At 32.9% G+C, this 24719-nt stretch carries 19 protein-coding genes; 12 read left to right on the forward strand and 7 right to left on the reverse strand.

The genetic code is table 11. The features are described 5' to 3' along the window. Positions 1–40: 40 nt before the first annotated feature. The gene (pheT, locus tag ACN0TY_RS13915; RefSeq protein WP_417444975.1) at positions 41–2467 is read left to right on the forward strand and encodes a phenylalanine--tRNA ligase subunit beta; all 2427 of its coding nucleotides are present in this window, start codon (positions 41–43) and stop codon (positions 2465–2467) included. Positions 2468–2535: 68 nt separating this feature from the next. On the opposite strand, the gene ACN0TY_RS13920 is transcribed toward pheT, so the two are convergent. Beyond that, positions 2536–3063: a DinB family protein gene (locus ACN0TY_RS13920; protein WP_417444976.1), complete on the reverse strand. Its 528-nt coding sequence runs from the start codon at positions 3061–3063 to the stop codon at positions 2536–2538. A 176-nt stretch (positions 3064–3239) separates the two neighbouring features. On the opposite strand from ACN0TY_RS13920, the gene ACN0TY_RS13925 reads away from it, so the two are divergent. Beyond that, positions 3240–6059, forward strand: a complete 2820-nt coding sequence (locus tag ACN0TY_RS13925; protein ID WP_417444977.1) for a metalloprotease — start codon at positions 3240–3242, stop codon at positions 6057–6059. Between the two features lie 285 nt (positions 6060–6344). Beyond that, entirely contained in the window at positions 6345–8756 is a 2412-nt protein-coding gene (locus ACN0TY_RS13930; RefSeq protein WP_417444978.1) for an alpha-ketoacid dehydrogenase subunit alpha/beta, read from the forward strand. A 61-nt stretch (positions 8757–8817) separates the two neighbouring features. On the opposite strand, the gene ACN0TY_RS13935 is transcribed toward ACN0TY_RS13930, so the two are convergent. Further along, entirely contained in the window at positions 8818–9753 is a 936-nt protein-coding gene (locus tag ACN0TY_RS13935; protein WP_417444979.1) for a mechanosensitive ion channel family protein, read from the reverse strand. Between the two features lie 137 nt (positions 9754–9890). Between ACN0TY_RS13935 and ACN0TY_RS13940 the strand changes: the two genes are divergently transcribed. Next, the gene (locus ACN0TY_RS13940; RefSeq protein ID WP_417444980.1) at positions 9891–10928 is read left to right on the forward strand and encodes a GMP reductase; all 1038 of its coding nucleotides are present in this window, start codon (positions 9891–9893) and stop codon (positions 10926–10928) included. 6 nt (positions 10929–10934) lie between these two features. Here ACN0TY_RS13940 and holA read toward each other — a convergent pair whose 3' ends face one another. Beyond that, positions 10935–11939 (reverse strand): DNA polymerase III subunit delta, encoded by a 1005-nt coding sequence (gene holA, locus ACN0TY_RS13945; protein WP_417444981.1) that lies wholly within the window; start codon positions 11937–11939, stop codon positions 10935–10937. A 59-nt stretch (positions 11940–11998) separates the two neighbouring features. Here holA and ACN0TY_RS13950 point away from each other — a divergent pair, with 59 nt between their 5' ends. From ACN0TY_RS13950 to ACN0TY_RS13970, 5 genes are all read left to right on the forward strand, one after another. After that, positions 11999–12445: a type I restriction enzyme HsdR N-terminal domain-containing protein gene (locus ACN0TY_RS13950; protein WP_417444982.1), complete on the forward strand. Its 447-nt coding sequence runs from the start codon at positions 11999–12001 to the stop codon at positions 12443–12445. A gap of 43 nt (positions 12446–12488) precedes the next feature. Next, complete coding sequence (locus ACN0TY_RS13955; RefSeq protein ID WP_417444983.1) at positions 12489–13502, forward strand: glycosyltransferase family 2 protein; 1014 nt, start codon at positions 12489–12491, stop codon at positions 13500–13502. Between the two features lie 106 nt (positions 13503–13608). Further along, positions 13609–14448 (forward strand): OmpA/MotB family protein, encoded by an 840-nt coding sequence (locus ACN0TY_RS13960; RefSeq protein WP_236958509.1) that lies wholly within the window; start codon positions 13609–13611, stop codon positions 14446–14448. Positions 14449–14540: 92 nt separating this feature from the next. Beyond that, the gene (locus tag ACN0TY_RS13965) at positions 14541–15071 is read left to right on the forward strand and encodes a DUF3124 domain-containing protein (RefSeq protein WP_417444984.1); all 531 of its coding nucleotides are present in this window, start codon (positions 14541–14543) and stop codon (positions 15069–15071) included. 96 nt (positions 15072–15167) lie between these two features. Beyond that, positions 15168–15890 carry a hypothetical protein gene (locus ACN0TY_RS13970; protein ID WP_417444985.1) on the forward strand — a complete coding sequence of 241 codons (723 nt, stop codon included), beginning with the start codon at positions 15168–15170 and terminating at the stop codon, positions 15888–15890. Positions 15891–16014: 124 nt separating this feature from the next. Here the strand turns inward: ACN0TY_RS13970 and glyA are convergent, their stop codons facing one another. After that, positions 16015–17289, reverse strand: a complete 1275-nt coding sequence (gene glyA / locus ACN0TY_RS13975) for a serine hydroxymethyltransferase (RefSeq protein WP_236958511.1) — start codon at positions 17287–17289, stop codon at positions 16015–16017. A 111-nt stretch (positions 17290–17400) separates the two neighbouring features. Here glyA and fahA point away from each other — a divergent pair, with 111 nt between their 5' ends. Further along, positions 17401–18705, forward strand: coding sequence for a fumarylacetoacetase (gene fahA, locus ACN0TY_RS13980; protein WP_236958512.1), 1305 nt, complete (start codon positions 17401–17403; stop codon positions 18703–18705). Between the two features lie 49 nt (positions 18706–18754). On the opposite strand, the gene ACN0TY_RS13985 is transcribed toward fahA, so the two are convergent. Continuing rightward, a complete protein-coding gene (locus ACN0TY_RS13985) occupies positions 18755–19210 on the reverse strand; it encodes a GNAT family N-acetyltransferase (protein WP_417444986.1) in 456 nt (151 codons plus the stop codon). 3 nt (positions 19211–19213) lie between these two features. Beyond that, complete coding sequence (gene ytxJ, locus ACN0TY_RS13990) at positions 19214–19600, reverse strand: bacillithiol system redox-active protein YtxJ (RefSeq protein ID WP_236958514.1); 387 nt, start codon at positions 19598–19600, stop codon at positions 19214–19216. A gap of 213 nt (positions 19601–19813) precedes the next feature. Here ytxJ and clpB point away from each other — a divergent pair, with 213 nt between their 5' ends. Further along, the gene (clpB, locus tag ACN0TY_RS13995; protein ID WP_417444987.1) at positions 19814–22420 is read left to right on the forward strand and encodes an ATP-dependent chaperone ClpB; all 2607 of its coding nucleotides are present in this window, start codon (positions 19814–19816) and stop codon (positions 22418–22420) included. A gap of 294 nt (positions 22421–22714) precedes the next feature. After that, positions 22715–23308: a TetR/AcrR family transcriptional regulator gene (locus tag ACN0TY_RS14000; protein WP_417444988.1), complete on the forward strand. Its 594-nt coding sequence runs from the start codon at positions 22715–22717 to the stop codon at positions 23306–23308. Here the strand turns inward: ACN0TY_RS14000 and ACN0TY_RS14005 are convergent. Beyond that, positions 23301–24608: an MFS transporter gene (locus ACN0TY_RS14005; RefSeq protein WP_417444989.1), complete on the reverse strand. Its 1308-nt coding sequence runs from the start codon at positions 24606–24608 to the stop codon at positions 23301–23303. The two genes, ACN0TY_RS14000 and ACN0TY_RS14005, sit on opposite strands and share 8 nt — an antisense overlap. Positions 24609–24719 lie beyond the last annotated feature (111 nt).

A 24719-nucleotide genomic window follows, 5' to 3' on the forward strand; every position in this document is an offset into this window, starting at 1 on the left:
GGATTATTATCTTTGCAACATATATAAATAAAAGTAGCAAGTGAAAATTTCATACAACTGGTTAAAGCAATTTATTCATCTTGATTGGGAAGCAGATAAAACAGCAGAACTTTTAACCGATTTAGGATTAGAGGTAGAAAGCGTTGAAACTTTTGAATCAGTAAAAGGAGGATTAAAGGGGATTGTAGTTGGGCATGTATTAGAATGTGAACAACATCCAAATGCAGACCGTCTTAAGTTAACAAAGGTTGATATTGGAGCCGCAGAACCTTTACAAATTGTATGTGGTGCTCCTAATGTTGCAGCAGGACAAAAAGTACCTGTAGCAACTATTGGCACTACTCTATACGATGATAAAGGAGAAGCATGGCAGATAAAGAAAGGTAAAATCCGTGGAGAAGAATCTTTCGGGATGATTTGTGCTGAAGATGAACTCGGATTAGGAAAAAGTCATGATGGAATTATGGTTCTTGATGAGAGTTTGGAGCCAGGAACATTATGTGCCGAATTATTTAAAGTAGAAAACGATGTTGTTTTTGAAATTGGTCTTACTCCAAACCGTGCAGATGCAATGAGTCATCATGGTGTTGCTAGAGATCTTAAAGCTGGATTGCTACAAAAGGAAATTTCTCAAGAACTTATTACTCCTTCTGTAAGTAGTTTCCACGTCGATAACCGTACTTTAAGAATGGAAGTCGATGTAAAAGACAAAGAGCTTTGTCCGCGTTACTGTGGGATTTCTATCTCTGGAGTTAAGGTTCAAGAATCTCCAGATTGGATTAAAAATAGATTAAAAGCTATCGGAATTACTCCTAAAAACAATATTGTAGATATTACAAATTATGTTATACATGAGTTAGGACAGCCATTACACGCCTTCGATGCTAATAAAATTAGTGGAAATAAAGTAGTTGTTAAAACACTAGAAAAAGGAACTAAATTTACTACGCTAGATGAAGTAGAAAGAGAGCTTCATGAAGACGATCTTATGATCTGTGATGCAGATAAGCCTCTTTGTATTGCTGGAGTTTTAGGAGGTGAAAATTCTGGAGTGACAGAAAATACAACAAATATATTTTTAGAAAGTGCTTACTTTAATCCTGTTTCCGTAAGAAAAACAGCAAAAAGACATAATTTAAATACCGATGCTTCTTTTAGATTTGAAAGAGGAATTGATATTAACAATACAAGATACGCTTTATTAAGAGCCGCATTATTAATTAAAGAGGTTGCTGGAGGTACAATTTCTAGTGATGCTGAAGATTTCTATCCTAAGAAATTTGAAGATTTCCAAGTGTTCTTAACTTTCGAAAAGGTAAATAGTCTTATCGGTCAGAATATCCCTACCGATACTATTAAGTCTATTTTAAGTTCTCTTGAGATTAAAATTAATAACGTTACAGAAACAGGAATCGGACTTACAATTCCGTCATATCGTGTAGATGTTCAACGTGAGGTTGATGTTATAGAAGAGATTTTACGTGTTTATGGTTATAACAATATAGCTTTTACACAAAAATTAAACGCTTCTATTGCTAGCACTTCTAAGTTTGAAGATCATAAACTACAAAATGTTGTAGGGAACCAATTAGCGGCATTAGGATTCTACGAGATTCTTGCTAATTCGCTTACCACTCCAAAATATATGGAGCTAAGCAATGATAATAAATCTACTTTTGATGTAACAATGCTAAACCCTTTAAGTAACGACTTATCGGTGATGCGCCAATCGATGCTTTTTAGTGGATTGGAAGCGCTTAGCTATAATATTAACCGTAGAAGTGGTTCTTTAAAATTCTTTGAATTTGGAAAAACCTATCATAATTATGAAAGCGGTAGAATAGAAAACAAACACTTGAGTATTTTAATCACTGGGGATCAACACTCGGAAAGCTGGAGATTAAAAAATGAAAAGAGTGATTTCTTCTTCCTTAAAGGAATTATAAATATAACTTTAGAACGTTTAGGTCTTGATATTCCTAAATCGGAGCCTGTAACTTCAGATGTCTTTTCTGAAGGATTAAATTACAAGCTTAAAAAGAAGAAGATTGTTTCCTTTGGAATTGTAAACAAGCGTATTTTAAAGCATTTTGATATCAAACAAGAGGTTTTATATGCTGATTTTGAATGGGATGCTATTATAGAGCTTGCGAAAGAACAACATGTTTCTTTTTCTGAAATCTCTAAATTCCCAGAAGTAAAAAGAGATTTAGCCTTGCTAGTAGATAAGAGTACAAGTTTTGAGGAAATTTATAACCTTGCAAAAAATAGCGAGAAGAGTCTTTTAAAAGACGTTAACCTATTTGATGTTTATGAAGGTGATAAACTTCCTGAAGGTAAAAAATCGTATGCGGTTAGCTTTACTTTACAAGATGAAAAGAAAACCCTTACCGATAAACAAATAGACAAAGTAATGAGAAAGTTACAAGGTAGTTTTGAGCATCAATTAGGAGCTACTTTAAGGTAATAAACTCTACTCATATAATATTAAAAGAGGCTGCTTTAACAGCCTCTTTTTTGTTGCCTTCTATATTCTTATTTCAAAGAAGGTAAATATTTTTCAATAATAACATTCTCGTGGTGTTTTTGGTGTCCACAAATTATAAATCCAGCTGCACCAACAGACATTGGACTCCCTTCTATCTTTCCTGCATTATTAAATATTTCTTTATCAAATGAAGAAAATAAAGAAATAGAACTCTTTCTAACAGTTATAAATTCATCTATTAAACTTGACTTAGATCTTAAGTTGGGATAAGAATTTACAACATAGTCATCTTGTTCAAAACCATTAAGAGTACTTCCATTATTCCTAGCAAATGTAAACGCACGGTATTGTAAAACACGTTCTGTGTCGATTATATGAAGAAGTAAGGCCCTAATACTCCATTTACCTGCTGCATAACTATAATTATAATCTTCTTCTTTTATAGCTTCTAATATAGGCACAAGAGAATCGAGACGGGCTTGCAGTTCAGAAACTAATTCTACTTCTTTTAAAGTACTTATATAGGTTTGATAGTACTCATTATATGTTGACTTATTTAATTCTGAAATATGCATTTAAACTACTATTTTATGATTGACACTAATTTAACAATGCTTATTCATATACCTATGTTATATTCTAATTTTTTTTGCATAATATTGTAACCATCACAAGAAAACCTAAGAATGAGAAAGAGTTTCAACCTTAACCAAACTTTTAAAAACAATATCCCTTAACCGAATAATCGTTAATGTTGAACCAGACTAAAACATACTCCCTCCTATTTGCTTTGTTATGTATTGCCACGATGTATTCTCAAAGCAATCAGAAAATAAATGCCTCTCTTATTGCAAAAGAGCATCTTATAAAAATTCAGCAAGAAATAACTTTCTTTAATACAAGCAATGACACCCTTAATTCTGTGCATTTATACGATTGGAATAATGCATATTCTAATAAAAATACAGCGCTTGCAAAACGCTTTGGAGAAGAGTTTAATAAAAGTCTTCATTTAGCAAAAAAAGAAGATCGTGGAATTACTGAAATACTAACTCTTACTGATAAAAATTTTAATTATTTAGATTGGAAACGTACCGATGAAGATGACCTTATTAAGGTTCAATTAAAATTTCCTATCTACCCTGGAAAGTCATATTCTTTAAAACTCTCCTATAAAGTACATCTACCGAGCACACAATTTACTGGTTACGGATATACAGATGAAAATAATTACAAACTTCGTTATTGGCATATTACACCCGCTATTTATGATAATGGGTGGAAAAAATACCATAACAAAAATTTAAACGACCTAAATACCTTGACAAAAGAGATTGAAGTCGACTTCTCTTATCCCACTGAATACAATCTGATTAGTGATTTTGAGATTGATAAAAGTAAAAAAAATGATTCTACTACAACGGCACACTTAAAAGGAGAAAATAGAGGAGATTTAAAACTTTATCTCTTAAAAGAACACGATTACTCGATATTTAAGAATGATAAGCTAGAACTCATTTCAAATATAGAAAGTAAAGATCTTAATAAGGTTACTAAGACAATTTCTGCCGAGCGTGTTGTTGATTTTATCTATAGTAATTTAGGAGCTTATCCTCACAAAAGAATATTAGTTTCTAAAGAAGATTATAAGAGAAACCCTCTTTATGGCCTCAATCAATTACCTGCTTTTCTAAGGCCTTTCCCTGAAGACTTTCAGTACGAATTAAAGCTTCTTAAAACAACGCTAAACGAATATTTAAATAACACTATCTATCTTGACAATAGAAAAGAAAATTGGGTAAAAGACGGTATTGAGACTTATCTTTTAATGAAGTATGTAGATACTTACTACAAAGACATGAAACTCCTTGGAAAGCTCTCTAATATATGGGGGTTACGCTCTTTCCACTTGGCGCAAATGACATTTAACGATCAATATCCGTATTTATATATGCTAATGGCTAGAACTTATTCTGATCAGCCTTTAGACAGTCCCCGAGATTCGCTAATTAAATTCAATGAAAAGATTGCTAACCGCTACAAATCTGGTGTTGGTTTAGCGTATTTAAATAGCTATTTGGGAGATGGATATATAGATCGAAAAATAAAACAATTCTATGCTGAGAATAATTCAGAAGTAACACATGAAGAAGATTTTGAAGCTATTCTAAAGGAAGATGCTCCAAAAAATATAGATTGGTTTTTTGAAACCTACGTTTCTACAGATAAGAAGATAGATTTTAAGATTAAGAGCTTTAAAAAAACAGACGACTCCCTATTAGTTACTTTAAAAAATAAGCGAAATACTAATGTTCCAATTACCATGTATGGAATCGATAAAAATGATTCTATTCTATTTAAAAATTGGTATTCCGACATTGAGAAAACACAAAATGTATTGGTTCCTAGGAAAGACGTAAAAAGGCTAGTTCTAAATTACGACCGAGTAATTCCTGAGTTTAATGAGCGTGATAATTGGAAGTCTGTAAACGGATTTTTTTCCACCAATAGGAAGTTAAAAGTTCAGTTCTTTAAGGATACTGAAGATCCATACTACAACCAGATTTTTTACGTACCTGTTTTAAGGTTTAATATTTATGATGGGATAACGCCTGGAATAAGACTTTACAACAAAACATTCTTAGCAAAACCTTTTATATATGATTTACAACCATCTTATGCCTTTGGAGAGAATGCCTTTGTAGGTTCTGGATCTCTAAGATATCGAAAGTATGTAAATCATGATAATATGTATCTTATTGATGCATTTGTTGCAGGATCATCCTTTCATTATGCAGATGGTTTGCGCTACAGCACAATCACACCTTCACTTACTTTTCGCTTTAGAAATGACGATTATCGTTCTAACGAGCGAGAGCTATTTAATATGAGGTATGTAAATGTTATTAGAGATTTTTCTCAAGACATCAATACAGATCCAGACTATAGTGTTTTTAATGCTCGTTATGCCTACGGAAATAACGGAATAATAAACTATAAATCTTGGTTTGTAGATTTACAAGTTGCAAGCGAATTTTCAAAAGTTTCCTTTAATTGGGAATACAGAAAATTATTTGAAAGCAACCGTCAATTAAATATCCGCTTCTTTGCTGGAAAATTTATTTATAACGAAACAAACTCCGATTATTTCAGCTTTGCTTTAGACCGACCTACAGATTACCTATTCGATTATGATTATTTAGGGCGTTCCGAAGAAACTGGTATTTTTAGTCAGCAGCTCATAATTGCTGAAGGTGGTTTTAAGTCTAAACTCCCAAATCCTTATGCTAATGATTGGATTGTTACTTCTAATGCGAGTTTTAACCTTTGGCGTTGGATAGAGGTTTATGGCGATATAGGAATGATCCGTAATAAGAATGAAAACGCTCGCTTTGTATATGATTCTGGAATACGTCTCAACCTTGTAACCGATTATTTTGAGCTCTATTTCCCTGTTTATTCCAACAATGGTTGGGAAGTTGCACAACCGAGATATGACGAGAAAATTAGATTTATTGTCACGTTAAGTCCTAAAACGCTAATCGGTCTCTTTACAAGAAAATGGTTTTAATTGCTTAGCTTAAATAAAAAGGTCTCATTCAAAGGCTATTCTAACTTATATCAGAAATAAGGAGTAAAATGTAATAGATTAGAATTATTGTTATAAAAACAGTCTTTCATTTAAAATCATAAAAAAATTACAAAAAAGCACTATTTACCGCTTAGAAAACACTTTTATTGAAGATATTTCAATTTTAACATTTTATATTGAAATATTATCATTTTATAAGCCTTTTTTTTAATTGCATAACCCATTCTTTTTGGCTATTTTTGCTAGCGTCACATAAAAAAACCTATGCAAACAAAACCCGAAACAAAACAAGATATTTCCTTTGAAGATTTTAAAGATCAAATACTTAACGACTACAAAATCGCGGTTACTAGTCGCGAATGTAGTTTATTAGGAAGAAGGGAGGTTTTAACCGGAAAGGCTAAATTCGGTATTTTTGGTGATGGTAAAGAGCTCCCGCAACTAGCAATGGCCAAAGCATTTAAGAATGGTGATTTTAGAAGTGGATACTACCGCGATCAAACTTTTATGATGGCTATTGGCGAATTAAGTATTAAAAATTTCTTCGCCGGACTCTACGCCCATACAGATATAGAAAAAGAACCGATGAGTGCTGGAAGGCAAATGGGAGGTCATTTTCTTACACAAAGTAATAATCCCGACGGAACATGGAAAGATCTAACGCAACAAAAAAATAGTAGCTCCGATATTTCTCCTACAGGAGGGCAAATGGCTCGCTTATTGGGGTTAGCGCAAGCTTCTAAAATATACAGAAACGTTGGAGAAACGAATAATGAAGGTTTTTCTGTAAATGGAAATGAAGTAGCTTGGGGAACTATAGGTAATGCAAGTACTAGTGAAGGGATCTTTTTTGAAACAGTAAATGCCGCAGGAGTATTACAAGTTCCTATGGTAATTAGTGTTTGGGATGATGAATACGGAATTTCTGTACATGCAAAACACCAAACTACAAAAGAAAATATTTCTGAAGTTTTAAAAGGATTTCAACGAACAGAAACCCAAGACGGATACGAAATTATCGTTGTTAAAGGATGGGATTACCCCGCTTTAATTGAAGCTTTTAATAAAGCTGGAGCTATTGCTAGAGAAGAGCATGTTCCTGTTTTATTACACGTTATAGAACTTACTCAACCGCAAGGACACTCTACTTCTGGTTCTCATGAGAGATATAAATCTGAAGATAGACTTAAGTGGGAAAAAGAATACGATTGTAATGTTCAATTCCGTGAGTGGGTAATAAAAAATAATTTTGCCACAGAAGAGGAACTTAGTCAGTTAGAAAAACAGATTAAGAAAGAAGTTCGCGATGGTAAAAAAGAAGCTTGGAGTGAATTTTTAACTCCTATAAAATCAGAGAAAAAACATGTTGTTTCTCTACTTTCTGATCTTGCCAATAGTAGCAGTAATAAAAGCTTCATCAATAGATTAAAAAATGATCTTATTTCTTTAGACGAACCTTCTAAAAGAAATATTCTTTCTAATGCAAGAAAAGCGTTACGATACGTTGTACACGAAGAATCGGAGGCGAAGACTGAATTAATAAATTGGATAGAATCTTTTTACACTCGTACACAACCAGAGTATAGCTCTCATCTGTATAGCGAAACAAAAAATAACGTTACAAATATTGCTGAAATACCTGCTTCCTATCAAGACGATAGCGAAATGGTAGATGGGCGTATTATCTTAAGAGATAACTTTGATAAGCTATTTGAAAACAATCCTAATGCACTTGTATTTGGAGAAGATAGCGGAAACATTGGAGATGTAAATCAAGGGTTAGAAGGTCTTCAGAAAAAATATGGAGAATTAAGAGTTTCTGATGTTGGTATTCGTGAAGCATCTATTATTGGGCAAGGAATAGGAATGGCTTTAAGAGGTCTACGTCCTATTGCTGAAATCCAATATTTAGACTATATCTTATATGCTTTATATGTTTTAAGTGATGATTTAGCTAGTCTTTTATATCGTACACTCGGAAAACAAAAAGCGCCGTTAATTGTTCGAACTCGTGGCCACCGTCTGGAAGGAATTTGGCATGCTGGTTCTCAAATGGGAGGATTAATACATCTTTTAAGAGGAATGTATATTCTTACCCCAAGAAATATGACAAAAGCAGCAGGTTTTTATAATACCTTGATGGAAAGTGATGAACCTGCAATTGTTATTGAAAGCTTAAATGGATACCGACTAAAAGAGAAGTTACCTACAAACATAGGCGAGCTTAGAACTCCAATTGGTGTTGTAGAAACTGTAAAAGAAGGAACAGATATCACAATTGTTTCTTATGGCTCCACTCTTAGAATTGTAGAACAAGTAGGAAAAGAGCTTCTAGAAGTTGACATAAATGTTGAAATTATAGATGCACAAACCTTACTTCCTTTTGATATAAACCATGACACCATTAAGAGTGTTAAGAAAACAAATAGACTACTAATTGTAGATGAAGATGTTCCTGGAGGATGTTCTGCATACATTTTACAAGAGATTGTAGAAAATCAAAATGCATATAAATATTTAGATAGCGCTCCACAAACATTGACTGCAAAGGCACATAGACCAGCATATTCTAGTGATGGAGATTATTTCTCAAAACCTAATGCAGAAGATATCTTTGAAAAAGTATATGCTATTATGCACGAAACAAACCCAGAGAAATATCCGAAAATAAGATAATTTCTTTATTGAAATATAATAAATAGCAGCTACTGATTATTGTCAATAGCTGCTATTTTTTTTATTCTTTTTTCTTATTTTCATCTGCCTTAAGCTTATCTATAAAGCTAATTGGAAGTTCGGCTTCCTTACCATATAATTTAATTTCTTGGATATCTGCTGGCATGTAATAACCAGCATCTTCTAAGGCTTCTTTTACTCTTCTAACCACATTCCCTTTTGTTATTAGAGCTTGCATTCCAAATTCCTTCGTATCTACCCAAAAGAAAACTTTTAAATTGACTGTGCTTGTATCTAGTTTGTCTTCAGTAACAAAGTTTTGATGTATTTCATCACTCATTACCTTCGGCTCTTCGCTTAAAGCCTTCAATACAACCTTTTTAGCTCCATCAATATTATCCTCATAAGCAATCCCAATTATAAAGTCATACCTAAAAAATCCATCTTCCGTATAATTAGTAACAGGACGCGTAATTACATCACTATTAGGAATATAAACATCTTTACCATCAAATGTTTTCAGCTTTGTATATCTAAATTCTAAGGTCTTTACTTTCCCGAAAATATCTCCAATTTCTACCGTGTCATCTACATCAAAAGGGCGATTAAAGCTTAAAATTACTCCAGCAATAAAATTCTGACCCACATCTTTAAAAGCAAATCCTAAAACTACAGCACTAGCTCCTGCTGCTGCCAATATTCCTGCTGAAATATTACCCAATCCTGCTGCATCCAATGCAAGCATGATAAAAATTAAAATAAGAATAAAACGGATTCCTCTTCCTAAAAACTTACTCATTAATGGATCGTGTGTTCTTTTCTGAATTCTTCTTTTAGCAAACTCCCCAATCCATCCTGCTATAAAAATTCCTAATATTAAAATTAACAACCCTAAAACATATAGCGGAACTGCTTTTATAAATTCACGAAAGTAATTCTCTGTGGAGTCAGAAATTTTTTCATAAGCCCCCTGATTAACGATTAGTAAGTAGAACATGAAATTGATTTTAAATGAATAGTATTCTTAAAATTAATAAATAAAAACTACTGTTAGAAAATATTTTAAAATTGATTAAAAACAAGACAATCAGAATATAATTTCCTAAATTTAAATTACCAATAAAGCGTGTAGATATGAGAATTGAAAACGAATTAAAGTTAGGGTTTAAAGATGTAATGATTCGCCCTAAAAGATCTACTTTAAAATCTAGAAGCGAGGTTACACTCAACAGAGCATTTAAATTTAAGCACAGTGATACTATTTGGAATGGAGTCCCGATAATCGCTGCAAATATGGATACCGTTGGAACCTTTGAGATGGCCACTGCTCTATCTAAACAAGAACTTATAACTGCTATTCACAAACATTATTCTCTTGAAGATTGGACCTCTTTTTTAGCTGATAAAAATGAAGATATTTTTAATTATATCGCTATAAGTTCTGGTACGAGTAAAGAAGATGCAAAAAAACTAAAGGAGATTTTAAGTGTTCATACAGGAATAAAACTTATCTGTATTGATGTTGCCAATGGATACTCCGAACATTTTGTAGATTTTGTAAAGTATGCACGTAACAGCCATCCTGATAAAATAATAATGGCCGGAAATGTAGTTACAGGAGAAATGGTCGAGGAGCTTATTCTAGCAGGTGCAGATGTTATTAAAGTTGGGATTGGACCTGGAAGCGTATGTACAACACGTGTAAAAACAGGTGTTGGATATCCTCAACTTTCTGCTATTATAGAATGTGCAGATGCTGCGCACGGTCTTGGAGGACATATTATTTCTGATGGAGGTTGTAAAATTCCTGGAGATATAGCAAAAGCTTTTGGCGGTGGTGCAGACTTTGTTATGCTTGGAGGAATGTTAGCAGGACATACCGAAAGTGGAGGTGAAATAATTTCAAGAAATGGAGAGAAGTATAAAGCTTTTTACGGAATGAGCTCAGAAACAGCCATGAATAAACATGCTGGAGGCGTTGCCAATTATAGAGCTAGCGAAGGAAAAACCGTAGAGATACCTTATCGTGGAGATGTAATACACACCGTTCAAGATATTTTAGGAAGTTTACGATCTACTTGTACTTATGTTGGAGCTAGCAGATTAAAAGAACTTACTAAACGCACTACTTTTATTAGAGTGCAAGAGCAACACAACGAGATTTTTTCATAGAAAGCGTTAGCCAAAAATGGCTACAAGCAATTCTTTTAACAAATCTGCCTGAGAGATACTCCCAGCACCAACTCCCTTGCTTTTTACATCGATGTCTCGCAAGTGGGCTACAATGTGGCTACATTGTTTCATATTGTAATTTCTGGCTGCTGTTTGGTATTCTCCAACAAAATATGGGTTTACTTTTAAAGCACTGGCAACACTGCCTTTAGAATGGTCTTTTAAACCGTGATATTGTAATAATTGAGAATAGAAGTTATAAAGTAAAGAAACTGTTACTATCAGTGGGTTATCTTTTGGGTTTTGAGAAAAATAAGTCACAATCCTAGTCGCTTTTACAACATCTCGCTCCCCTATTGCTTTACGGAGCTCAAAGTTATTGTAGTCTTTACTAATCCCAATATTCTCTTCGATATGTTTGGGAGTAATTTCTTCTTCCTTTGGAATTACAAGTTGTAATTTCTCTAGCTCGTTATTAATCTTCCCAAGGTCTGTTCCTAAAAACTCCACCAACATCTGAGTGGCTTTAGGAGTTATTTTATATTTTTTACCAGCTAAAACACGACGGATCCAATCTCCAATTTGATTTTCATATAGCTTTTTACTTTCAAAAATATAACCAGATTTAGCAATTGCTTTGTAGACCTTTTTACGCTTATCAAGCTTTTTATATTTATAGCAAATTACCAAAACTGTAGTTGGCTGCGGGTTTAAAGCGTATGACTCCAATTGATCTATTACTCTTGAGAGGTTTTGCGCCTCTTTAACAATAATAACTTGACGCTCTGCCATCATTGGGTAACGCTTTGCGCTTGAAACAATCTCATCGATTGTAACATCCTTTCCGTATAAAACAACTTGGTTAAAGCCCTTTTCTTCTTCAGATAAAATAGATTTTTCCATGAATTGTGAAATCTTATCTACATAATAAGGCTCTTCCCCCATTAAAAAATAAATAGGTTTTATATTCCCTGCCCTTACATCATTCACAATCTTTTTTATTTCATCCATAGAAAAAGAATCTATATTTTTTTTATCTCTTTAAATTGTTATTTCTGATATTTGTTATCATGCAACAACTGAATTTTCCAGCATATACATTTCGATTCAAAAATAGCGAAAATAAAGTCCATATTTTTGATCCTATCCGTAAAAAATTTATCCAATTACAACCCGAAGAATGGGTTCGCCAACACGTAGTTTCTTTTTTAATGGCTGAAAAAAGCTATCCTAAATCATTAATAAATGTTGAAAAGGAACTACAAATCAACAGATTAAAAAAAAGATACGATGTATTAGTGTACAATTCAGACGGAAGCATTCGATTGATTGTAGAATGCAAAGCGCCTGCTATAAAAATCACTCAAGAAACATTTGATCAGATTGCACGTTATAATCTTACCATAAAAGCAGAATATTTAATGGTTACCAATGGTTTGGATCACTATAACTGTAAAATGGATTACGAACAAGAAAAATACATATTTCTAAAGGATATTCCATCATATATGCGTTAATTTGCAACCGTTTAAATCTCTCACATAGAATTTTATATTGCGAATGAAAATAGCTGTTATTATACTGAATTGGAATGGTAGCTCACTTTTAGAAAAGTTTTTACCATCAGTAATCAGTTATTCTCAAAATGCTACAATTTATGTTGCAGACAACGCTTCAACAGATAATTCTATTTCTTTTTTACAGGAGCACTACCCTGCTATTAAAATCATTCAGAATAAAAGCAACGGAGGTTATGCTAAAGGTTATAATGAAGCCTTGAAACACGTAGATGAAGATGTTTTTTGCCTATTAAACTCAGATATTGAAGTAACTCCAAACTGGCTAGTTCCAATCGAAGAAGCTTTTAAAACATATAAAGATGTTGCTATACTTCAGCCAAAAATATTAGACTTTAAAAATAAAAACTTATTCGAATATGCTGGAGCTGCTGGAGGTTATTTGGATCGCTTAGGTTATCCTTTTTGTAGAGGAAGAATCTTCCAAACGTTAGAAGAGGATAAAGGTCAATATAACGACGTAAAAGAAATTTTTTGGGCTACGGGAGCTTGTATGTTTATAAAAAAAGAAGTTTTTAATTCTCTAGGAGGCTTTGATGAAGATTATTTTGCACACCAAGAGGAGATAGATTTATGCTGGAGGGCACATAATAGAAATTATAAAATACTTTACATAGGCACTTCAAAAGTTTACCATGTAGGAGGAGCTACTCTAGGAAATATGAATCCTAAAAAAACTTTTTTGAACTTTAGGAACTCATTATTCTCGATCACAAAAAATCTTCCAAAACGTAAGGTTTTTCCACTAATAATTGCTAGATTGTTTTTAGATGGTATTGCTGGTGTTCGCTTTTTATTTCAATTAAAATTCTTACATCTATTTGCAATAATAAAAGCACATTTCAGTTATTACTACAACTTTATAAAAATCTTTAAAAAGAGAGATTGTATAAACAAAGATATTAAGTATTTTGAATGTACTTCTGTGGTAATTAGTTACTTCTTAAAACAGGAGAGGTTCTATGATGAAATTACAAACAAGAAAAGCCCGTCATAACCGCATTCATTTAAGAGAAAATTAACTAAAAACGCTGTACTTACATTTGCTTTTTATCTAATTTTGTTCTAAAATGTTAAAACGTTAATTAAGTAAAATTATAATTATGAAAAAAATTCTTTTATTAGGTGCCATGAGTGCCATTTTTCTAACATCTTGTGTATCTTCTAAAAAGTATGCTGAGTTACAATCTAAGCATAAAGAGACTCAAGATCTTTTAAATTCTGCTACTGTTAAGTTAAACTCTTGTCTAGCTGAAAAAGAAAATTACAAAGAGCAGATGGAATTGCTTAAGAGTAATAACATGGAGTTGATTAACAACATGGGTAATTTAACAACCTTAACTTCTAAAGGAGCAGATAACTTAGAAAAATCTTTAGAAAGTTTAAGAGAAAAAGATCTTACGATCAGAAAATTACAAAATGCTGTTACTCGTAGAGACTCTGTAAACTTAGCTTTAGTACAAAGCTTAAAAGGTGTATTGGGTAACTTAGATGATGAGGATATCAATATTAGCGTAGAAAAAGGAGTTGTTTATGTAAACATTTCTGATAAATTATTATTCTCTAGCGGAAGTACTACAGTATCTTCAAGAGCTAAAGAAGTATTAGGAAAAGTTGCTACTGTTGTTAAAAACAAGCCAGATTTCGAATTTATGGTTGAAGGACACACTGATACAGTGCCAATCCGTACAGCTGCAATTAAAGATAACTGGGACTTAAGTGTTTTAAGAGCTACTTCTGTTGTTAGAATTTTACAAGATGAATTTGGTGTTGCTCCTGCAAGAATGACTGCAGCTGGTAGAAGCCAATACGTTCCTGTAGCTTCTAACGATACTAAAGACGGAAAAGCTAAAAACCGTAGAACAAGAATCGTTATTCTACCTAAGTTAGATCAATTCTACAGTATGATTGAAGAAGGAATGAAAGATCCTAAAATTAACTAAGGATTCGTTCTAACAAGATAAATTATATCAAAGCATCGCCATTGGCGGTGCTTTTTTATTATCTTTATTTTTCTATTTATCAAACGCACAAAATGAGTAACAAATACATTATAAAATACACATTAGTAGTTTTTAGCATCTTCCTTATGATTTCTTGTGAAACAAATACAGAGGGAACAGATGAAACCATACAAATGGTAGATTGGAGCGAAAGAACTGCTTCCATCCCCGCTAAAGACTCTTTGATAAACGGGCAGACGTACTTATCTATCTATTCTCAAATATATAGCTATACGCTACATGGTAAACACGATCTTACAACTACGGTTAGCATTCGCAATACTAGCGACAAGGACACCATTTATATTAAAAAAGCTGATTATTACGATCATAAAGGGGAATTAATACGATCTTATATGAAAAGTCCTGTTTATATGGCTCCTTTGGAAACTTTAGAGATTGTAATTGCTAAAGACGATAACCACGGAGGTTCTGGCGCTAATTTTATTTTTGATTGGGCAGCACCAAAAGACAGTTCTATTCCACACTTTGAAGGAATAATGATTTCTACTGCAGGACAACAAGGATTGTCTTTTTCTACACAAGGAGTAAGAACAAAATAGAACAAAACAAACAATTCAAAATACATTCTTATTCATTAGTTAGTTGTATAAAATAAATTATTTTTGCCGCTTATTTTAAACCAAACTAATTAATAAATGAAAAAAATTACATTAACTCTACTATTATTAAGCATTATTTTTGTTCCTAAAAAACTAAATGCCCAAAGTGATGGCGCTGCAGTTGCAGCCACTGCTGGAGCCTTAATAGCAATAGGAGCTGGAATTGCAGCTGTAGAACAAATGAAAGAAAGAGCTGAATTAACCGCGACAGAGTGGGTTTTAAGCAACCATCCTGAGCTACAAAATTTTTCTCTAAAAACCATTGACTTTGATGGTAAGAAAGTAAAAGACATGTCTTCTGCATCTGTCATCACTTTTAAAATACAAGAGTTCACTCCTAAAGAAGATATTGAATTAGATGGCAACAAGCAGGTTTTAATAGGATTTACAAGCCATGGATGGATTAATGAATATGGAATAGATTTTAGCAAAGTTAAATGGTTCCTTATCAACTCAGATAAATGGATAAATATGATGACTAGCTATGTGTCTGCTGCTTCTGGCATAACTAATAAATCAAAAATAAAAGAAGCTCTTATAAATGGAAAAATTGTTAATAAGGGAGTGAGAACTAAAGGAAATGAAAATATAGATTTTTACAAACTCAATGGAGATATGTATACTTCAATAGATTATGATAGTAATATGAAGTTTGTATACAATGAAAGGTCTCTTGGCATATTTTTAAAAGAAACTCAAAATCTAGTTCAAATTAGTAGAGGAAGTATCATTGATATTCATGATTTCTTTTTTGATTAAAAGAGATTGATTAACAATTTTATTATATAATAATTCTAGTATAAAAAATTGACTTTCTACAAACAACTAAACAAAAAACTCCAGCAAAAATACTGGAGTTTTTTTTCATAATATAAATTATAGCTTAAGCCTTAAATAAAGGTCTGTCTGCCATTAATCGGTATACATGATTCTTAGCTGCTTCGATTTTAGTATCATCTTCACGATTCATTAAAACCTCATCAACTAAGTTAACAATAGCTTCCATATCTTCTTCAACTAAACCTCTAGAAGTTACTGCAGCAGTTCCAATTCTAATACCACTGGTAACAAATGGACTCTTATCATCAAAAGGAACCATATTCTTGTTTACTGTTATATTAGCCTTCCCTAACGCTTCTTCTCCTTCTTTTCCTGATAAGTTTTTATTTCTCAGATCGATTAACATCATATGGTTATCCGTTCCATCAGAAATAATATTATAACCTCTTTTTACAAATGCCTGAGCCATTGCTGCTGCATTTTTCTTTACTTGAACTATATAATGTAAGAAGTTTTCACTTAATGCCTCTCCAAAAGCAATTGCTTTAGCTGCAATAATATGCTCTAAAGGTCCTCCTTGGTTTCCTGGGAATACAGCACTATCTAAAAGAGAAGACATCATTTTAAGATTACCATTTTTTAGCTTTAATCCGAAAGGATTTTCAAAGTCTTTCCCCATTAATATCAGTCCACCACGAGGTCCTCTTAAAGTTTTATGAGTTGTAGTTGTTACAATATGACAGTGAGGAATAGGGTCATTTAAAATTCCTTTTGCAATTAATCCAGCAGGGTGAGATATATCTGCCATTAAAATAGCTCCTACACTATCTGCTATCTTTCTGAATTTTTCGAAATCAATATCTCGAGAATAAGCAGAAGCTCCAGCAATAATTAATTTTGGTTGTTCTTTTTCTGCAACCTCAGCAATAGTATCATAATTTAAACGTCCTGTTTCTTTATCTACTCCATAAAACACAGGATTATATAATTTCCCAGAGAAATTTACTGGAGACCCATGCGTAAGGTGACCTCCGTGAGAAAGATCAAAACCTAAAATTTTATCTCCTGGCTTTAAACAAGCTGCAAAAACTTCAGTATTAGCTTGCGATCCACTGTGTGGTTGTACATTAGCATATGCTGCACCAAAAAGCTCTTTAGCACGCTCTATTGCTATAGTTTCGATTTCATCTACAACTTCACACCCACCGTAATAACGTTTTCCAGGGTATCCTTCAGCATATTTATTTGTTAATACAGAACCGGCAGCTTCCATAACCTGCTCGCTCACAAAATTTTCTGATGCAATTAGCTCAATACCTTCTAATTGTCGCTTTTTTTCAGCCTTTATAAGATCAAAAATCTGTTCGTCTCTTTTCATTTCGGAATATTTCGTTAAAGAATGCTCAAAAATATAAAATAGATTCGGTTAATTAATAGAAAATGCTACCTTTAAATTCTAATTTATCAAACAATAATTAACAAAATTGTCATGTCTGATACAGCAAACAATCCAAATAGAAAATCTTGGCTAACAGTTCAACCAGAATCTGATTTCCCAATACAAAATATTCCTTTCGGTGTTTTTTTAACTAGAGACGATGTAATTACTATCGGTACACGTATCGGTGATACTGCAATCGACCTTGGAGCACTGCATCAATTAGGATATTTTAATGAAATCCCATTAACAGATGATATCTTTTTACAGGATACTTTAAATGATTTTATTTCTGATGGAAAAAAAACATGGAGACTGGTAAGAAATAGAATCGCTGAGATTTTTGATATAAAAAATGAAACTCTTAAAAACAATGAAGAGCATCGAAAGATAGTCCTTTTTGGACTTGATGAAATAGAAATGCAACTTCCTGTGCAGATTGGAGATTACACTGATTTTTATAGTAGTAAAGAGCATGCTACCAATGTTGGTACTATGTTTCGTGATCCTGATAATGCTTTACTTCCTAACTGGCTACATATTCCAGTTGGATACCACGGAAGAAGTTCTTCTATTGTTCCTTCTGGTATTCCGATTCACAGACCAAAAGGACAAACGATGCCTGCCGGAGCTACGGAGCCAGTATTTGGACCATCAAAACTTGTAGATTTCGAACTAGAGATGGCCTTTATTACTACAGACGCAAATCAATTAGGAGAACCTATTCCGATTGAAGAAGCGGAAGATTATATCTTTGGAATGGTTTTATTTAACGACTGGAGTGCTCGTGATATTCAGAAGTGGGAATATGTTCCTCTTGGACCATTTTTAGCTAAAAATTTTGCTTCTTCTGTCTCGCCATGGATCGTAACATTAGATGCCTTGGAGCCTTTTAGAGTAGAAGGTCCAAAACAAGATCCACAGCCTTTACCGTATTTAATTCATGAAGGAAAGAAAAGCTTTGACATCAATTTACAAGTGGATGTAACTCCTGAAAACGGCGAGCCACTTACCGTTACCAATAGTAATTTTAAACATATGTATTGGAACATGGCTCAACAACTTACACACCATACAATAAATGGATGTAAAGTAAATAGCGGTGATATGATGGGAAGTGGAACAATTTCTGGTCCAACACCAGACTCTTACGGTTCTATGTTAGAGCTATCTTGGAGAGGTGAAAAGCCTATTAAAATGAAAGATGGAACTGAACGTAAGTTTATAAATGATGGGGATACTGTCACCATGAGAGGTTATTGTAAGAATGATAATGTTCGAATTGGTTTTGGAGAGGTTTCTAATAAACTACTTCCTCCTTACAATCCAAACAATCCAAAAAAGGTTAAGAAATAATATCTTTTTTTATAAAAATAGGCTGTCAAATTTGACAGCCTATTTTATTTTATCTTTTTAAATACTTCTTATAACACGCGCTTAAATCGCTTTCTACATATTGTCCATAATTGGGAATCTGAAAATATCCATTTTTAATATAAAGTGCAATTGCATCATGATAACTATTTCCAGTTTCTAATATTGCTTCTGAAAAACCTAGTTCTAGTGCCCATTTTTCTAATGCCAATAAAACAGTCGTAGCAATTCCTTCTCCTCTATAATCTGGATTCACATACATTCGCTTTACTTCTACTGTTGCAGCATCAAAAGGTTTTATTGCACCGCAAGCAACAGCTTCCCCATTTTTATAAACTACTATTACCTCCTTTAGGTTTTCTATTCTGTTATATTGATCATAAAACTCATGTGCATCACCGTCCATTTTAGCCAAATAGACATCTAAATGCTTCACTAAATCAATGAAATCAAGATTAGAAGCGTCGGTTTTAATTAAATGAATCATTTGCTATATAAACTCAGCAATTTTATCTGCATCTATTTGCCCATGGGATTCATTATAAACAGACTTCCCATTTTTAACTATCAATAACTGTGGACTTTCATGTATTACATTAAACTCCTGAGCAAGTGCATTAGATACATCACGGTGACTCAAGATGTCTAAATAATAAAGTTTTGCTTTTTCTTCTGAAATAGCATAAGAGTTTTCAAAATTATTAAGTGCAAACCTACTAATTCCACATCTTGTGCTATGCTTAAATATAACCACACATATAGATTTCGACTCCTCTTTAATTTCAGCAAACTGATCAGTAGCAATTAAAGGATTCCAATTAAGGGATTTATCATCTTTTTCTTCAGTTCCTCCGAAGATCGATTTAAAAAAATTCATAAATTTATAGTATAAAATTCTTATTCAAAATTTAAAACTCAAAGTAACTAATTAATTTGAGAATATAAGGCTATTTCATTAGTTGACAAAAGATAACAAAACTTACATACAGTCAAAAAGTCAGCTCATCAACTCTTAAATACGTCAAAAAGACAGTTTTTAAAAAAGGTACGTTAATTGATTATTACCAAACAAAAATAAACTATAGATATAATGAATTTAAATAATTTCACCATAAAATCACAAGAAGCCATACAGCAAGCGCAACAGATTGCGCAAGGCTATGGACACCAGCAAATAGAAAACGAACATATATTCAAAGCGTTATTTGATGTAGACGAAAATGTATTGCCTTTTCTTCTGAAGAAACTAAATGTAAATATTACGCTATTAAAGCAATTATTAGATAGCACCTTAAACAGTTTCTCTAAAGTTGAAGGAGGAGAACTTATGTTGTCTAGAGACGCAGGAAGCACACTCAACGAAGCTAGTATCATTGCTAAAAAAATGAATGATGAATTTGTTTCTGTTGAACACTTAATCTTGGCAATTTTTAAATCTAAGAGTAAAATCGCCCAGATTTTAAAAGACCAAGGTGTGACAGAGAAAGCTTTAAAAACTGCAATTGATGAGTTGAGAAAAGGAGATCGAGTAACTTCTGCCAGTGCTGAAGACACCTATAACTCTCTGAATAAATTTGCCAAAAATCTCAACCAGCTTGCAGACGAAGGAAAGCTAGACCCTGTAATTGGACGTGACGAAGAGATTCGTAGAGTTTTACAGATTCTATCTCGTAGAACAAAAAATAATCCAATGTTAGTTGGAGAGCCAGGAGTTGGTAAAACTGCGATTGCAGAAGGGTTAGCACATAGAATTATACAAGGAGACGTTCCTGAAAACCTAAAAGATAAACAGATTTTTTCTTTGGATATGGGAGCTCTTATTGCGGGAGCAAAATATAAAGGAGAATTTGAAGAGCGACTAAAAGCAGTTATTAAAGAAGTTACTACTTCAGATGGAGATATTGTTCTTTTTATTGATGAGATACACACTTTAGTAGGTGCTGGAGGTGGACAAGGAGCTATGGACGCTGCTAACATCTTAAAACCTGCATTAGCAAGAGGAGAACTTCGTGCTATTGGAGCGACTACATTAGATGAGTATCAAAAATATTTTGAAAAAGACAAAGCTTTGGAGCGTAGATTCCAAAAGGTAATTGTAGATGAACCTGATACTGAAAGTGCTATTTCCATATTGCGTGGAATAAAAGAAAAGTACGAAACACATCATAAAGTTCGTATTAAAGATGAAGCTATTATTGCTGCTGTAGAGTTATCTCAACGCTATATTACGAATCGTTTTCTTCCAGATAAAGCCATTGATTTAATGGATGAGGCCGCTTCTAAAATCAGAATGGAGATAAACTCTAAACCTGAAGATTTAGACGTTCTCGATCGAAAAATCATGCAATTGGAGATTGAGATTGAAGCTATAAAAAGAGAAAATGATGAAAGTAAGTTAAAATCGCTTAATGCGGAGTTGGCTAACTTAAAAGAAGAGCGAAATGAGATTTATGCGAAATGGAAAGGAGAAAAAGATATTGTAGATGATATCCAAACTACAAAGGAAAGCATAGAACATTTTAAAGCAGAAGCAGAACGTGCAGAACGAGATGGTGACTACGGGAAAGTTGCTGAAATTAGATATGGTAAAATAAAAGAAGCTCAAGAGAAGTTAGAAAAACTAAAAGAGCAATTAGAAGTACAGCAATCTAATGGAAGTACGCTTATTAAAGAAGAGGTTACCAATGAAGATATTGCTGAAGTAGTAGGTAAATGGACAGGTATACCTGTTACTAAAATGCTACAAAGTGATCGTGAGAAGTTATTACGCCTTGAAAGTGAGCTTCACAAAAGAGTTGTTGGACAAGAAGAAGCTATTGAGTCTGTTTCTGATGCAATTCGAAGAAGTCGTGCTGGATTACAAGACGCCAACCGCCCAATTGGTTCTTTCCTTTTCTTAGGAACTACAGGAGTTGGTAAAACTGAGCTTGCAAAAGCTTTAGCAGAATACTTATTTGACGATGAAAGTGCGATGACTCGTATTGATATGAGTGAATACCAAGAGCGTCATTCGGTAAGTAGACTTGTTGGAGCTCCTCCAGGATATGTGGGTTATGATGAAGGCGGACAACTTACAGAAGCGGTAAGACGTAGACCTTATTCTGTTGTGCTCTTAGATGAGATAGAAAAAGCGCATCCAGATACATTTAATATCTTATTACAGGTATTAGATGAAGGTAGATTAACAGACAATAAAGGACGATTGGCTGATTTTAAAAATACTATTATTATAATGACAAGTAATATTGGTAGTCATATTATCCAAGAGAAATTTGAAGCAACCAAAGACGTAGAAAGTGCAACAGAAGCTGCAAAAGTTGAAGTTTTAGGATTACTAAAACAAAGTGTAAGACCAGAATTTATAAATCGTATTGACGATATAGTAATGTTTACACCACTTACTGCAGACAATATTAAATCTATTGTACGCTTACAAATAAAAGGAATTACAAAAATGGTTGCTAAACAAAATATAACGCTAGATGCTACAGAAGAAGCTATTGCTCACTTAGCAAAACTTGGTTACGACCCACAATACGGCGCAAGACCCGTAAAAAGAGTTATCCAAAAAGAGGTTTTAAACAACCTTTCTAAGGAAATCTTGAAAGGGGAAGTCAACGCTGATAGCATAATTCTATTAGATGAATTTGATGGAGAACTAGTTTTTAGAAATCAATCTGATTTAATAGAAAATTAACATTCAAAGCGTGTAAGTTTAAAACATATTAACCGACTGATAAACTGTTAGTTAAAATGATATGTTTTTAAGATTAGGTTAGATAATTCCTCGAGAATTATTTAATTTTAAGTTGGTTGGTTAGTTAAGGCACCCGTGGTATTTATATCACGGGTGTTTTATTTTATAGATGAATGTAATAAGCATATAACAACAGAAATAACCATACGGTATCTTTAGAATTAAATTCAAGTCTCCAAAAAAGATACCTTTCAGTATTATTTATTATATTTGATTGATTATACACCTTTTACAATGACATCTAAAGCAGAGAAAACTACAGAGTTTATTATTAAAACAGTTGCTCCAATTTTCAATAAAAAGGGATATACTGCTACTAGTTTAAACGATATCACTAAGGCTACAGGACTTACAAAAGGTGCCATTTATGGTAATTTTGAGAACAAAGAAAAGCTCTCTTTATATGCTTTCGATTTCAACTCAAACACCATCCTCTCAAGGCTAGAATTATATATGAATAAAGGAGAAACTCCTTTAGAGCGTCTTATATTTTTTGTGAAATTTTATAAAAATTATTATGATTTTACAAGTGATTTTGGAGGGTGCCCAATTATAAACACAGGTGCCGATGCTAAAAATATGCATCCTGAGCTTTTAGAAAAAGTACAAGAAAGCATTAATAAAATTGAAGGTTTTATAAGTCATGAAATAAATGAAGGAAAAAAGATAGGGGAAATCCGGAATACAATAAATGGCGATGTTTATGGTAAAAGATTCTTCAGCTTAATCCAAGGAGCTATATTTATGAGTCAGACTACAAATGACAAATCTTACATAAACGACTGCTTAAATGTTATTTTAGACACCATCAATCAGCGGTTCAAGTAGTTTTTTGTTTTGGAATTTTCAGCAATAAAAATACTCCTATTAAAAATATCAGTCCTAAAATAAGAATTGATGCACGCATACTTCCTGTTATCTGCGCCATAAAACCATAAAGAAACATTCCTATTACAATCCCTATTTTTTCAGCAACATCATAAAAGCTAAAAAAAGATGCTGTGTCTTTTGTTTCTGGTAAAAATTTAGAATATGTAGAACGAGATAAAGCTTGTATTCCTCCCATCACTAGCCCTACAAAAGCAGCAGTGACATAAAACTGCTCTGGAGTGACTACAAAATAAGCAGTACAACAAAGAGCCACCCAAATAATATTTATAATAATTAAGGTTTTAATATTCCCTATTTTCTCAGAAACACGAGAGGTCAATATCGCTCCTGCTACCGCAACTAACTGTATTAATAGAATACTAATTATTAAACCTGTAGTTCTTTGGCTATCGCTTTCCCAAGCTAACTCCTCTTCTGCAAAATAAGAAGCTACTAACATTACGGTTTGAACACCCATACTATATACAAAGAATGCTGCTAGGTATTTTTTTAACCTGATATTCTCCCCTAGTTTATTCCATACTTTTTTAAGCTCTTTAAAACCATTAAAAAGTACTCCTTTTGTTATTTTCCCTTTATTACCATTCCCTTTAGGTAAATAATAAAATGAATATTGACTAAAAACTGCCCACCATACTCCTACTAATACAAAAGAGATTTTTGTTGGTTCTCCTGGTCCAGAAAATCCAAACCATTCATATTTCATAATCATTACTAAATTAAGTAATAATAGAAATACGCTTCCAATGTAGCCTAAAGAATACCCTTTTGCACTCAATCTATCTTGCTGCTCAGGATAGGCCACATCTGGTAAATATGAATTATAAAAAACTAAACTCCCCCAGAAACCAATCAATCCGAAGAAATAAATAGTTAAACTCAAATAGATATTTTCAAGATTAAACCAATAAAGTCCGATACTAGCTAACGAACCTATATAACAGAACATTTTCAAGAAAAACTTCTTATTCCCTGCATAGTCGGCAATTCCAGACAATAATGGTGTCAATACAGAAACTACCAAAAAGGCAAAAGAAGTTACATATGTAATTAAAGGACCTCTTGTAATTTCTCCTCCAAAGATGGTTATCTTTTCTATTCCAGCATCTCTAAATAGTGCCCCATAGAATAAAGGAAATATCGCGGAAGCTATTGTTAAACTATAAACTGAGTTAGCCCAATCATAAAATGCCCATGCATTAAGTAACTTTTTACTTCCTTTTTGTAATGTTGCCATAATAATAATTAAAAAGAGAGGGTCTGAAAAGTTTTCTAAGCTGTTATCAAAACAACATTAGAAATATTCAACTTTTCAGACACTCTCTCCAAATATACTTATTTATAAAAC

The organism is Joostella sp., assembly GCF_048266025.1.
Classification (GTDB): Bacteria; Bacteroidota; Bacteroidia; order Flavobacteriales; family Flavobacteriaceae; genus Galbibacter; species Galbibacter atrarenae.